This window comes from Pseudomonas sp. UBA6753 (assembly GCF_002453565.1).
Taxonomy (GTDB): domain Bacteria; phylum Pseudomonadota; class Gammaproteobacteria; order Pseudomonadales; family Pseudomonadaceae; genus Aquipseudomonas; species Aquipseudomonas putida_Z.
The window spans coordinates 21,807-35,339 of the sequence record NZ_DKHD01000031.1; the positions used below are offsets into that span (position 1 = coordinate 21,807).

The window sequence follows — 13,533 nt, forward strand, 5'->3', positions numbered from 1 at the left end:
GGAGCGGGCGTGCCCGCGAAGAGGCCAGAGCAGGCAACACATTACTTCTGCCCTAGTGCAAAGTGCTGCGCCCATTGGGCATCTGCACCTGGATCAAGGTGTCTTCGAAGGAATCGGGGGATGTGGGGTGGATCGGGGACAACTTTCAGCATGCTTTGGTATCCATTTGTTGGGCCACCACCGGCCTGCTGTCAAACAGGTAGGTGGCAGCTGTACATAGGTTGACAGACCGGCGGATACCAGAACCGGCGCACGCGAACGTGCCCCATGCACAGCCACCATGAAGGGCAAAGCCATGCGAAGTATCTCGTCGCGGCCTGTCAAAGCCGATCGCTGATGTGCAGCGACCCGCCGAGACTAGAGCGCTGCCAAAGCGGCCGCAACGGGAAACAGGCGGCGTGAGTATCTTTGGGAAATAGCCTACAAGGAAGGGGCTAAATCTGATTTTTCGTTCAAGCCGGGCAACGCATCTGCCCCAACCAGTACGCCACATCCACCTCGTCGATCTGCTCGGCACGCAGGAACCGCTCGGCATACTGGCGGTACACCCCGCTGCTGAGGAACAGCTCCAGCAACTGGCCGTCGATGTGCCCGCCGCGGGCCATGCCCACCAGGATCTTCACCGACTCGGACAAGGTCTTCGGCGCCTTGTAGGGCCGGTCGGCCGCAGTCAGCGCCTCGAAGATGTCGGCAATCGCCATCACCCGCTCGGCAATACCCAGGTCCTGCTCGCCCAGCCGGCGCGGGTAGCCGCTGCCGTCCATTTTCTCGTGGTGGTTGCCGGCGATGTCCGGCACCCGCTTGAGCTGGCGGGGGAACGGCAAGGAACTGAGCATGATGATGGTCTGCACGATGTGTTCGTTGATCTTGAAGCGTTCCTCATCATTCAGCGTGCCGCGGCGGATCGCCAGGTTGTACAACTCGCCATGATTGCTGGCGTAGGCCGGCAAGCGCATGTCGAAGCCCCAGCGGTTGCGCGGGTCGCCCTTGGCCACCGGGGGCTTGCGGGGGCCCCAGGGCACGCAATGCTCGGGGCGGTCGGCCAGCAGTGGTTCGTCAACCGGTAGCGCAGGCGCAGGCACGTCGGCAAAGCGCTCCACCTCATCACGGGAGATGCCAAGGCGGTTGTCGAAATGGCGCTGCCAGCGGCGCTGGCCAATCTGCTGCAGGCGTTCGATGTCGGCGTCCTGCATGAACTCGCCGCCGATGTTGGCCTGGGCGACGAAGGCGAAGTCGTCCTGCAGCTGGGCCTGGCTGCGCGCCCGGGTGGCTTGCAGCGCCTGCTGGTCGCCACCGCTGGCCAGGCCTTGCCAATAGGCCAGCTCGGCATCCCGCCAGAGCACCTCGAAACGCATGCGTACCTCGTGGATACGGTTGTACAAGGTTTCCAGCTTGGTCGCCTTGTCCACCACATACTCGGGGCTGGTGACCTTGCCGCAATCGTGCAGCCAGGCCGCCACGTGGAATTCGTAGCGTTCAGCCGCGGTCATGCTGAAGCTGGCGTACGGGCCGGTTTCGGCCGCCACCGCCTGGTCCAGCAGCATCTGCGCCAGTTGTGGCACCCGTTCGCAGTGGCCGCCGGTATAGGGGCTCTTGGCATCGATGGCATCGGCCAGCAGCTTGATCATGGCATCCAGCAGGCGTTGCTGGGCTTCGACCAGCTGGCGTGTCTCGATGGCCACCGCCACCACCCCGGACAGTTCGGCAACAAAGCTGCGGAACGGCTGGCCTGTCTGCTCGTGTACAAGCCCATCGCCCAGTTGCAGGACCAGGATGCCCAGCAACGCCTGGCTACGGTCATTCAACACCAAGGCCATGCTGCCCTCATGCAGGCCGAGGGCCTGGGTCACCGCCGTGGCGAGGTGCTGCTGGGCAGCCTCATCCACGGCCAGCTCGCCAGGGTACTGCTCGCCACGGCAGGCCGCGGCCAGGCGCAGCAAGGCGTGTTCGGCATCGAACAGGTACACCACGCCGGCATTGACCCCGGCGGCTTCCACCAGATGGGTCAACACACCATCAAGCATGCGCTCCAGGTCGCGCTCGCGGCTGAGCGTGAGGGTAATCGCCTGGAAGCTGCGGATGGTGCCGGACATGCGGCTGAGCACGCGGCTCAGCTCACGCACCTCGGACACCCGCGAGCGCACCCCGACTTCGCGGCTGAAATCAAAACCCGCCACGCCTTGCAGCTGTTCGGCCAGCAGCCGCAACGGGCGGCCGATGCGCCGGCCGAGCACACCACCGAGCACCAGCAGCACGGTTATCAGGGCGGCGGTCCAGAGCAACTGTTCGAGCAGTACCTTGCGCGCGCCGGCCAGCAACTCATGGCCTGGCACGGCAATCAGCACCTGCAGGTCCTGCCCGGCCAGGTTGGTCAGTTGCACGCGCATGCCATACCAGGTCTGGCCGTCCACCTGATAAGGCTGCGGCCGGGTGCCTTGCGGCAGGTCGGCGTAAAGGTGCTGCAGGCTGGGGATGCCCAGTTCGCCGATGCGCGACAAGCGCACGGCCTGCCCTTCGTGCACGATTACCCGCTGCAGGTCAGGGTAGGCCACCACGCTGCCCTGGTCGTCGACCACGACGATCTCGGTGCCGGGGGTCATGCGCAGGCCCTGGGTCTCGCTGGCCAGGTCGTCGACCGAAACGTCCATGCCGATCACCGCCCCGCCGTCGACACTGCGCTGGGCCATGGTCAGGCCGATCTCGCGGGTGGTGAAGAACACATAGGGATGGGTCAGCACGGTGGTGGGTTGGGCGCTGGCTTCGACAAACCACGGGCGCGTGCGCGGGTCGTAGCGGTATTCGGGCTTGGCCTGGGCCTGCAGCAGGTTCAGCGCGTGGTCGTAGAAGCGCCACTCACCCTGCACCGCCCCACCCTCACGGCTGACGCTCTGCACCAGGAAAACGGTGCCCGGCGGCGCGGCGAAACGCTGCAGCAACTGCGGGTCGCGCAAGCGGCGCACCAGCAGGAACTCACCACTGGGGTAACCCATGTAGGCAGCACTGAGCATGCGGTTGGCGTCCAGCGTCTCGACCAGTTGCGGCAAGCGTTCCAGGCGCTGAGCCGGGGTTTGCGCGGCCGGGTTGTGGGCGAGCAGGCGGATACTGCTGTGCACCGGGTCGATCAGGCGCCGGGCGCGCTCGTCGATGGTCTTGCCTATTTGCTGGGCAGAATCACCCGCTGCGGCCACCAAGGTCTGGCGAATGCCGTGATAGCCCTGCCAGGCCAGGGCGGCGCCGAGCAGCAACATGCCCAGCACGATGGCGAGAGCCACCAGCCACTGCAGTGAAATGCCACGTCCGGCGTTGCCAGCAGCACGACCATTCGACACGCAGCCCATCTCAGGTACTCCATGTATGGCGGTTTGACGGAGCAGCCAGGACGATCATGCAGGCCGAAGCCATTCGCAGGCAGCGAGACGGGGGCGTGGTGCCACATAGCCCAGCCCCATCTTGGCAGCAGTGTAGAGCGGACCCGAGCTTTCTGCCGGGTTGGCAAAGAAAATTAACGGAACGCCATGAATGATCCGGATACCGCGTCGCCTGCTTCGCGGGCTTGCCCGCTCCCACAGGGACCGCGCAGCACCTGAGCCAGTGCAGTACCTGTGGGAGCCGGGCAAGCCCGCGAAACAGGCGACGCGGTGCAAGATCGGATGTATCAGGCGCGCAACTGGTACCAGGTGGTCTCCCACAAGGGACCGCGCAGTACCGGAGCCAGTGCAGTACCTGTGGGAGCGGGCGAGCCCGCGAAGCAGGCGACGCGGTGCAAGACCGGATGTATCAGGCGCGCAACTGGTACCAGGTGGTCTTGAGCTGCGAATACTTGTCGAACGAGTGCAGCGACAGGTCGCGGCCAAACCCGGACTGCCTGCCGCCGCCGAACGGCACCGCCACGTCCAGCGCATCGACCGTGTTCACCGACACGGTGCCGGCCTTCAACGCCCGCGCCACGCGGTGCACCTGGTTGAAGTCATCGCTCCACACCGACGCCGCCAGCCCATAGATGCTGTCGTTAGCCAGGCGCACGGCCTGCTCTTCGCTGTCGAAGGCACTGACCGCCAGCACCGGCCCGAATACCTCCTCCCGCGCCAGGCTCATACGGCCATCGACACCGGCAAAAATGGTCGGCTCGATGTAATTGTCCGAGCCGTCGATGGTCAGGCGCCGGCCACCGCACACCAACCGCGCCCCGTCCTGCCCGGCGCGGGCGATGGCGGTTTCGATCCGGCCGGTCTGCCCGGCATCCACAATGGCACCGGCACGGCTCGCCGGGTCCAGCGGGTTGCCTGGCAGCCACTGGCGGGCCTTGGCCTGCAGGCGCTCGATGAACTCGTCATGGATGGAGCGCTGCACGTACAGCCGCGAGTTGGCCGAGCACACCTCGCCCTGGTTGAAGAAGATACCGAATGCCGCCTTTTCCGCAGCCAGGTCCAGGTCCTGGCAGTTTTCGAACACCAGGTTGGGGCTCTTGCCGCCGCACTCCAACCATACCTGCTTGAGGTTGGACTGTGCCGAGTACTGCATGAAGTACTTGCCCACCTGGGTGGAGCCGGTAAACACCAGGCAATCCACATCCGGGTGCAGGCCCAGCGCCTGCCCGGCCTGCTCGCCCAGGCCCGGCACCACGTTCAGCACGCCTTCCGGCACACCGGCCTGCAGCGCCAGCTGGGCCAGGCGCAAGGCCGAGAACGGTGATTGCTCGGCGGGCTTGAGCACCACGCTGTTGCCGGCAGCCAGCGCCGGGGCGAGCTTCCAGGCGGCCATGTCGAGCGGGAAATTCCACGGCACCACGGCGGCGACCACGCCGAGGGCTTCGCGGGTGATGGTGGCCAGCGCGTTGGGCGCGGTGGGTGCCACCTGGTCGTACAGCTTGTCCAGCGCCTCGCCGTACCAGGCGAACACCTGCGCCGAGCCCGGCACGTCAATGTTGTAGGCGTCCATGACCGGCTTGCCCATGTTCAGCGAGTCCAGCAGGGCCAGTTCTTCGCGATGGGCCATGATCAGCTCGGCCAGGCGCAACAGCACTTTCTTGCGCTCGCCCGGGGCCATGCGCGGCCATGGGCCTTGTTCGAAAGCCCTGCGGGCGCTGGCGACGGCCAGGTCGACCTCGGCCTGGCCGCAGGCGGTAACCTGGGCCAGCACCTTGTTGGTGGCGGGGTTGATGGCGGCGAAGGTGGCGCCGTCCTGTGCGTTGACGGGCTTGCCGTCGATCAGTGCATGGGCCGGGAGGTAGAGGTCCGAGGCACGTTGTTGCCAGAATTCGAGGGTGTACATTTGTACTCCTGGTAGCTGTTGGAGCAATTTTCCTAAGGGCTACGCGGTTCCTGTGGGAGCGGGCGTGCCCGCGAACACCGGCGTAGCCGGTGCCATACAACGCGTTGGGCCCTTCGCGGGCACGCCCGCTCCCACAAGGGAAGGTGACACGCTCACGAACATTGTTCCCTGTGCGATAGCGCAGCCCCAAGGGCTGGGCGATCTCCCACAGGGATCAGCGGTCTAGAGCTTGCCGACCAGGCGCGCCGTGCGGTCCACGGCAATGCGGGTCTTCTCCACCAGCTCATCCAGTTCGCTGTGGTTGGCGATCAGCGCCGGCGCCATGATCATCCGGCCCAGGGTGGAGCGAATGATCACCCCTTCCTCGAAACCGAAGGTGCGGCACTGCCAGGCCAGGTCATTCTCGTTGGCGAAGCGCTTGCGCGTCGGCTTGTGCTCGGCGAACTGCAGCGCCGCCACCAACCCGGCGCCCTGCACCTGGCCGATCAACGGGTGGTCGGCAAACACCTCGCGCAGGATGCGCTGCAGGTACGGCCCGGTGTCGTCCTTCACCTGGCGCACGATGCCTTCGTCACGCAGCGCCTTCAGGTTGGCGATGGCCACCGCCGCCGCCACCGGGTGGCCGGAATAGGTCAGGCCGTGGGCGAACACCCCGCCCCGCTCCACCAGCGCCTCGGCAATGCGCTTGCTCAGCACCAGGCCGCCCATGGGCACGTAGCCGCTGGTCAGGCCCTTGGCGATCGACAGGGTGTCAGGCTCGAAGCCGAAGTACTCGTGGGCGAACCATTCGCCAGTGCGGCCAAAGCCGCCGATCACTTCATCGGCGCACAGCAGCACGTCGTACTGGCGGCAGATGCGCTGGATCTCGGGCCAGTAGCTTTCCGGCGGGAAGATCATGCCGCCCGCGCCCTGGAACGGCTCGGCGATAAAGCCGGCGACGTTCTCGGCACCCAGTTCGAGAATCTTCTCCTCCAACTGCAAGGCGCAGCGGCGGCCGAACTCGGCCGGGGTCAGCTCGCCGCCCTCGGCGTACCAGTACGGTTCGTCGATGTGCGCCACATCCGGGATCAACCCGCCCATTTCGTGCATGAACTTCATGCCACCCAGCGCCGTGGCGGCCAGGGTGGAGCCGTGGTAACCGTTCCAGCGGCCGATCATGATCTTCTTGTTCGGCTGGCCAACCACCTGCCAGTAGCGGCGCACGGTACGGATCAGCACCTCGTTGGCCTCGGAGCCGGAGTTGGTGTAGATCGCGTGGCTGTAGTGCCCCGGCAACAGGCTGAACAGCAGCTCGGACAGTTCGATCACCGCCGGGTGGGTGGTGTGGAAGAACATGTTGTAGTAGGCCAGCTGGTCCATCTGCGTGGCTGCGGCGGCGGTCAGGTCGCGGCGGCCGTAGCCGAGCTGGGTGCACCACAGGCCGGACATGCCGTCCAGGTAGCGCTTGCCCTCGCTGTCCCACAGGTGCAGGCGTTCGCCACCGACGATCACTCGCGGCCCTTCGGCGTTCAGCGCCTTCTGGTCGAGGAAGGCATGGATGTGGTGCGCGGCATCGGCTGCCTGGTAGTCGCGGGTCTGGCGTTGCGGGGCGAAAGGCGCATTCATTGTTGGTTTTCCTTTGCGGTGGGGTTGCAGGGTGGCTTGCGCTCAGCGCAGCTTGCCCATGTAGCTTTCCAGCGGGTCCTTGCCCAGCACGCCCTGGGCATTGGCCAGCGCGTCGATGAACAGGGAGAACAGCTCGGACTGGGTACCGATGTCGAGCTTGGCGTAGACGTTCTTGCGGTGTGACTTGATGGTGTCCTCCGACACCCCCAGGCGCTCGGCCAGCGACTTGGTCGAGTGGCCACGCAGGATCAGCTGGGCAATACGGCACTCGCGCTCGGTCAGCAGCGAGCTGCCGAAGTTGTTCAACGCCGCGTGGATGCGCTGCTCGAGGATGTTCTCGAAGCGCCCGGTGCGGCTGTCCAGCCCGGCGAAGTGCTTGCCGAGCACCGCCAGTACCCAGGGCGTGATACGCGCGAACAGCGCACGGGTTTGCCCATCGAGCTTGTCGGTGAACGCCAGCGATACCGCCAGGCTCTGCCCGGGCGCGACCTGCAGGATGTAGTTGAGCTCATCCTCCAGGTGCGAGTGCCGGTAGAACGACTGGTAGTACTCGCTGACCTCGAAGTGGTCGGGCGCCACTTCGAACAGGCCGTAGCAACCGGACTCGACCTGCTCCACACAGGCCCCGTAGAACGGGTCGAGCAGATAGAAGCCGGACAGGTAGCGGCTGACATTGCCCTCGGGCTGCCAGGGCGCCTTGTCGTCCTGCTCGAACAGCGCGCAGGGCATGCCGTCGTGCGGGTACAGGTACACCGTGGTCGCCTGGATCGGCCGAATCACGCCAAGCGCAGCAAACAGGGTGGCGGCAAAGCCCGGTCGGCCGATCGCCTCGGTGACCTTGGCCAGGTGCTCGAACCACTGTTGCGAAAGCAATTGATCAGTCACTTTGGGCCTGCCGTCTCGAGTAAAGGCACCGCCGCCAGTGCGGTGCGTCGTTGGCCAGATACTCCCATGGCACTGCAAACACCGAAATCACCCTTTGGGGTGAGCAGGCAAAGCCCCCTGCTGGCTCACCCCAAAGGGTGATTCCGGGTACCGGCGGGGTGTGGGAGCATCAACCCGCCCCAGCGCTGCGAGCCACCCGCTCGACCTCCTTGCACAACACCCACCGGTATCGAGCCCGCTCGCATACCGCGGCGTCCTGCATCCCTTTCCAGGAGTTAGCAATGCATACAACAACAAGTACAGCCCATAGCCCTGCACATAGCCCGTCGCAACCCACCGCCAGCAACGGCCGTTTCCGCAAGTCCATGGGGCTGCCCGCCCTGGTGCTGTTCGGCCTGGCCTACATGGTCCCCCTGGCAGTGTTCACCACCTACGGGCTGGTCACCCAGATGACCAAGGGGCACCTGCCCACCGCCTACCTGCTGACCCTCGCCGCCATGCTGCTGACCGCCTACAGCTACGGCCGCATGGTCCAGGCCCACCCCTACTCCGGCTCGGTCTACACCTACACCCGCAAGGCCTTCGGCAGCCACATCGGCTTCATCGCCGGCTGGACCTTGCTGCTCGACTACATCTTCCTGCCGCTGCTCAGCTACCTGCTGATCGGCATCTACATGTCGGAGTACTTCCCGGCCATCCACGCCTGGGTGTGGGTGGCGGGCTCCATTGCCCTGGTCACCTTCCTCAACCTGATCGGCATCGAGTCGATCACCCGGGTGAACTGGATCCTGGTGGTGGTGCAACTGGTGTTCATCGTCGTGTTCGTCGCCCTGTCCATCCACAACCTCAGCGGGCAGGCGCAGCCGGTGTCGCTGCTGGCGCCGTTCCACCACGAAGGCTTCAGCGTGCCGTTGATCATGACCGGCGCCGCCGTGCTGTGCCTGTCGTTCCTGGGCTTCGATGCGGTCTCGACCATGGCCGAGGAAACCAGCAACCCCACCTACCGCATTCCCGTGGCGATCCTCGCCGTGTCGCTGATCGGCGGCATGTTGTTCCTGGTGGTGTCGTACTGCGCACAGATGGTGTTCCCTGACTGGGGCAGCTTTGCCGACCCGGACTCAGCGTCGGTGGACGTGATGCGCCGGGTCGGCGGCGAACTGCTGGTGACCGCCTTCACCGCCACCTACGTGGCCGGCTGCTTCGCCTCGGCCATGGTGTCCCAGGCCAGCGTGTCGCGGGTGCTGTTCGCCATGGGCCGCGACGGTGCGTTGCCGCGTGCGTTCGGCCAGCTGGTGACGAAAAAGCGCGTACCGGCCACGGCCATCCTGCTGGTCAGCCTGCTGTCGCTGATTGCCTTGGTGATCAGCCTCGACACGGTGGCCAACATGATCAGCTTTGGCGCGCTGTTCGCCTTCTCGGCGGTGAACCTGGCCGTAGTCAAGCACTACCTGATCGACCACAAGCTGCGTGGTGGCCGCAACTACCTGCTGTATGGCGCCATTCCCGGCCTGGGTTTCCTCAGCACGCTGTGGCTGTGGAGCAGCCTGACCAGCCTGTCGTTCACCATCGGTTTGTGCTGGATGGGCATGGGCCTGGTGGTGCTGCTGGGGCTTACCCGGGCGTTCCGGGTAAAGCTGCCGGAGTTGCAGATGGCCGAGTGAAACAAACAGCGCCCCACCACCACCGCCTTGCGCGGTCGTTGTGGGAGCGGGCGTGCCCGCGAACACCGGCAAAGCCGGTGCCATACACCGTGTCGGGCGCTTCGCGGGCGCGCCCGCTCCCACAGAAATTGGCACACGCTCGAACATCGTTCCTCAATAGCAGGCCACGCGATAACAGAACGTTATCACCTGATCCGCATTAATCATTATTCAGCACGCATTTCGGCCCCTACAGTCCCAGCCCAACGACTGTCATTGCCAACGGGAAACGAAATGTCCATCGAACATCGCCTGAACCATATCGCCGGCCAGCTCAGCGGCAACGGTGACGTGCTGCTGAACAGCGTCGACGCCCACACCGGCGAGCCACTGCCATACGCCTTCCACCAGGCGACCAGCGACGAAATCGAAGCCGCCGTGCTGGCCGCCGAGGCCGCCTACCCGGCCTACCGCAGCACCAGCCCGGCACAGCGCGCCGCCTTCCTCGACGCCATCGCCAACGAACTGGACGCACTGGGCGATGACTTCGTCCAGCATGTGATGCGCGAAACCGCACTGCCCGAGGCACGCATCCGCGGTGAGCGTGCCCGCACCAGCAACCAGCTGCGCCTGTTCGCCGATGTGGTGCGCCGTGGCGACTTCCTCGGTGCGCGCATCGACCGTGCGCTGCCCGAGCGCACCCCGCTGCCACGCCCGGACCTGCGCCAGTACCGCATCGGCGTCGGCCCGGTGGCTGTATTCGGTGCCAGCAACTTCCCGCTGGCCTTCTCCACCGCCGGCGGTGATACCGCCTCGGCGCTGGCGGCCGGCTGCCCGGTGGTGTTCAAGGCCCACAGCGGGCACATGCTGACCGCTGCCCACGTGGCCGCGGCCATTGACCGCGCGGTGGCCGGCTGCGGCATGCCTGCAGGCGTGTTCAACATGATCTATGGCGCCGGCGTGGGTGAAGCGCTGGTCAAGCACCCGGCCATCCAGGCGGTCGGCTTCACCGGTTCGCTGCGTGGCGGCCGCGCCCTGTGCGACATGGCGGCTGCGCGCCCGCAGCCGATCCCGGTGTTCGCCGAAATGAGCAGCATCAACCCGGTAATTGTCCTGCCCCAGGCCCTGCAGGCCCGTGGCGAGCAGGTAGCCGGCGAACTGGCCGCCTCGGTAGTGCTGGGTTGCGGGCAGTTCTGCACCAACCCGGGCCTGGTGGTGGGCATCAAGTCGCCGCAGTTCGAACGCTTCGTGCACACGCTGGTGGCGCGCATGGCCGACCAGGCACCGCAGACCATGCTCAACGCCGGCACCCTGCGCAGCTACCAGAGCGGTGTGCAGCACCTGCTGGCGCACCCTGGCATCCAGCACCTGGCAGGGCAGCCACAAGCCGGCACCCAGGCCCAGCCGCAGCTGTTCAAGGCGCACGTGAGCCTGCTGCTGGACAGCGACCCGCTGCTGCAGGAAGAAGTGTTCGGCCCAACCACCGTGGTGGTGGAAGTGGCCGATGCCCAGCAACTGGCCGAAGCGCTGCGCCACCTGCAAGGCCAGCTGACGGCCACCCTGATTGCCGAACCGGAAGACCTGCGTGCCTTTGCCACACTGGTGCCGCTGCTGGAGCGCAAGGCCGGGCGCCTGCTGCTGAACGGCTACCCGACCGGCGTAGAGGTATCGGACGCGATGGTGCATGGCGGGCCATACCCGGCCACCTCCGATGCCCGTGGTACTTCGGTCGGTACTTTGGCCATCGACCGCTTCCTGCGCCCGGTGTGCTTCCAGAACTACCCGGATGCGCTGCTGCCGGATGCGCTGAAAAGTGCCAACCCGCTGGGGATTGCGCGGTTGGTGGATGGGGTGAGCAGCCGCGGGGCGGCATGATCTGCTGTTGAGGTAACCTGTACCGGCCTCTTCGCGGGCTTGCCCGCTCCCACAGGTACTGCACAGAACTCCAGAACTGTGCCGTACCTGTGGGAGCGGGCAAGCCCGCGAAGAGGCCGGCACAGGACTATCAGCCCTGTATACAATCCGCAAAAACCTTGCTTACAATGCCATGCGCCTATGACATCGGTAATCGCCGATGCGTATTGCGACAGGCTTAAGCCATGTCATCTACAAATGCTCCAAAAACGCTACTTGTCAAAAACGCCGAACTTCTGGTCACCATGGACGGCGAACGCCGCGAGATCAGGAACGGCGGAATGTTCATCGAAGGCAACCTGATCCGCCAGGTCGGCCCCAGCGATACCCTGCCACAGCACGCCGACGTGGTGCTGGACATGGCCGGCAAGGTGGTCATCCCTGGCCTGGTCAACACCCACCACCACATGTACCAGAGCCTCACCCGCGTGGTGCCGGCAGCCCAGGACGGCGAGCTGTTCAACTGGTTGACCAACCTCTACCCGATCTGGGCACGCCTGACCCCCGAGATGATCGCGGTGTCGACCCAGACCGCCATGGCCGAACTGATCCTGTCCGGCTGCACCACCTCCAGCGACCACCTGTACATCTACCCCAACGGCTGCAAGCTCGACGACAGCATCCATGCCGCCGACGAGATCGGCATGCGCTTCCACGCCGCGCGCGGCAGCATGAGCGTGGGCCGCAGCCAAGGCGGCCTGCCGCCTGATTCGGTGGTGGAAAAGGAAGCCGACATCCTCAAGGAATCCCAGCGCCTGATCGAGGACTATCACGACGCCAGCCACGGCTCGATGCGCCGCATCGTGGTGGCGCCCTGCTCGCCATTCTCGGTCAGCCGCGACCTGATGCGCGAAGCAGCCGTGCTGGCGCGCCAGTACGGGGTGTCGTTGCACACCCACCTGGCCGAGAACGTCAACGACATCGCCTACAGCCGCGAGAAGTTCGGCATGACCCCCGCCGAATATGCCGAAGACCTCGGCTGGGTCGGCCACGACGTGTGGCACGCCCACTGTGTGCAACTCGACCAGCATGGCATCGAGCTGTTCGCCCGCACCGGCACGGGTGTCGCCCACTGCCCATGCTCGAACATGCGCCTGGCCTCGGGCATCGCCCCGGTGCGCAAGATGCGCGACCACGGGGTGCCGGTGGGCCTTGGGGTCGACGGTTCGGCATCCAACGACGGCGCCAGCATGATCGGTGAAGCGCGCCAGGCCTTGCTGCTGCAACGGGTGGGCTTCGGCCCCGACGCGATGACTGCACGCGAGGCGCTGGAAATTGCAACGCTCGGCGGTGCCAAGGTGCTCAACCGCAACGACATCGGCGCCCTGGCCCCAGGCATGGTGGCCGACTTCGTCGCCTTCGACCTCGGCCACGTGGCCTATGCCGGCGGCCACCACGACCCGCTGGCGGCGCTGGTGTTCTGCACCCCGACCCAGGTGCACACCAGTGTCATCAATGGCCGTGTGGTGGTGAAGGATGGCCAGCTGGCCACGGTCGACCTGCCACGGGTGCTGGAGCGCCACAACCAGTTGGCACGCCAGCTGGTCAACGGCGAATAAACTGCCATTTGGGCCGCCTTGGCGGCCCATCGCCAGCAACGCTGCCGTGTCTTGCGAAATCAGAGGACCATGAGCATCTCATGCCAGGCCATGCCGCCGTGGTCCGACGGTGACGGTCTCACGTACTGATACCCCAGCTTCTGGTACAACGCCACATGCTGTTCCTTGCACATCAGGTGAATGGTCAGCTTGCCCGCCGCCTTCATGCGTGCGATGAATTCATCCATCAACTGCTTGGCGTAGCCTTTGCCCTGGTGTGCCGGGTCCACTACCACCGACATGATCACCACGTTTGGCGCCGCCGGGTCATGCCCGACCAGCTCCTTGAATGCCTCGTCGGACATCACCACTTCGTGGGCACAGCCGCTGTTGATGAAACCAACGATCTCGCCCGCGTTTTCCAGCACCAGGAAGCCCTGCGGATACTGCGCGATGCGAGTGCGGATCTTCTCCAGCGTGGCCGCCTCATCACCTTCATAGGCACCAATTTCGATGGCGTAGCAGCGTTCGGCGTCGGCGGCTGTGGGGGTGCGGAACTGAGGGGCGCTCATGGAGGGATTCCTTGGTAATGGCTAAAAACAGCCGCCATGGTAAATGAGCGCCGCAGCCACAGGTACAGCTTGTACCCGAACGAACACATCCACCGCGCCGCCTGCTTC

The 13,533-nt window shown here is 65.5% G+C and carries 8 protein-coding genes; 3 read left to right on the forward strand and 5 right to left on the reverse strand.

All coding sequences use genetic code 11. The features are described from left to right. Positions 1–452: 452 nt before the first annotated feature. The 4 genes from B2790_RS11670 to B2790_RS11685 form a co-directional block, all read right to left on the reverse strand. A complete protein-coding gene (locus B2790_RS11670; RefSeq protein WP_286918884.1) occupies positions 453–3,338 on the reverse strand; it encodes an HD domain-containing phosphohydrolase in 2,886 nt (961 codons plus the stop codon). 439 nt (positions 3,339–3,777) lie between these two features. Then, positions 3,778–5,271 carry an aldehyde dehydrogenase gene (locus B2790_RS11675; protein WP_286918885.1) on the reverse strand — a complete coding sequence of 498 codons (1,494 nt, stop codon included), beginning with the start codon at positions 5,269–5,271 and terminating at the stop codon, positions 3,778–3,780. 222 nt (positions 5,272–5,493) lie between these two features. Beyond that, the gene (locus tag B2790_RS11680) at positions 5,494–6,876 is read right to left on the reverse strand and encodes an aspartate aminotransferase family protein (RefSeq protein WP_025338659.1); all 1,383 of its coding nucleotides are present in this window, start codon (positions 6,874–6,876) and stop codon (positions 5,494–5,496) included. 42 nt (positions 6,877–6,918) lie between these two features. Then, positions 6,919–7,761, reverse strand: a complete 843-nt coding sequence (locus B2790_RS11685; protein WP_075044859.1) for a helix-turn-helix domain-containing protein — start codon at positions 7,759–7,761, stop codon at positions 6,919–6,921. A gap of 281 nt (positions 7,762–8,042) precedes the next feature. Between B2790_RS11685 and B2790_RS11690 the strand changes: the two genes are divergently transcribed. The 3 genes from B2790_RS11690 (at position 8,043) to B2790_RS11700 (ending at position 12,874) form a co-directional block, all read left to right on the forward strand. Beyond that, entirely contained in the window at positions 8,043–9,422 is a 1,380-nt protein-coding gene (locus B2790_RS11690) for an APC family permease (RefSeq protein ID WP_025338657.1), read from the forward strand. A gap of 273 nt (positions 9,423–9,695) precedes the next feature. Beyond that, the gene (locus tag B2790_RS11695) at positions 9,696–11,276 is read left to right on the forward strand and encodes an aldehyde dehydrogenase (NADP(+)) (RefSeq protein ID WP_286918886.1); all 1,581 of its coding nucleotides are present in this window, start codon (positions 9,696–9,698) and stop codon (positions 11,274–11,276) included. Between the two features lie 224 nt (positions 11,277–11,500). Further along, positions 11,501–12,874 (forward strand): 8-oxoguanine deaminase, encoded by a 1,374-nt coding sequence (locus B2790_RS11700; RefSeq protein WP_286918887.1) that lies wholly within the window; start codon positions 11,501–11,503, stop codon positions 12,872–12,874. 59 nt (positions 12,875–12,933) lie between these two features. On the opposite strand, the gene B2790_RS11705 is transcribed toward B2790_RS11700, so the two are convergent. After that, the gene (locus tag B2790_RS11705) at positions 12,934–13,425 is read right to left on the reverse strand and encodes a GNAT family N-acetyltransferase (protein WP_286918888.1); all 492 of its coding nucleotides are present in this window, start codon (positions 13,423–13,425) and stop codon (positions 12,934–12,936) included. Between the last annotated feature and the right edge of the window lie 108 nt (positions 13,426–13,533).

What these genes read in the sequence shown, in the direction of transcription:
- B2790_RS11670 (WP_286918884.1), bottom strand. Translation starts at nt 3,338, where the DNA reads ATGGGCTGCGTGTCGAATGGTCGTGCTGCTGGCAACGCCGGACGTGGC.
- B2790_RS11695 (WP_286918886.1), top strand. Translation starts at nt 9,696, where the DNA reads ATGTCCATCGAACATCGCCTGAACCATATCGCCGGCCAGCTCAGCGGC.
- B2790_RS11705 (WP_286918888.1), bottom strand. Translation starts at nt 13,425, where the DNA reads ATGAGCGCCCCTCAGTTCCGCACCCCCACAGCCGCCGACGCCGAACGC.
- B2790_RS11690 (WP_025338657.1), top strand. Translation starts at nt 8,043, where the DNA reads ATGCATACAACAACAAGTACAGCCCATAGCCCTGCACATAGCCCGTCG.
- B2790_RS11680 (WP_025338659.1), bottom strand. Translation starts at nt 6,876, where the DNA reads ATGAATGCGCCTTTCGCCCCGCAACGCCAGACCCGCGACTACCAGGCA.
- B2790_RS11675 (WP_286918885.1), bottom strand. Translation starts at nt 5,271, where the DNA reads ATGTACACCCTCGAATTCTGGCAACAACGTGCCTCGGACCTCTACCTC.
- B2790_RS11700 (WP_286918887.1), top strand. Translation starts at nt 11,501, where the DNA reads ATGTCATCTACAAATGCTCCAAAAACGCTACTTGTCAAAAACGCCGAA.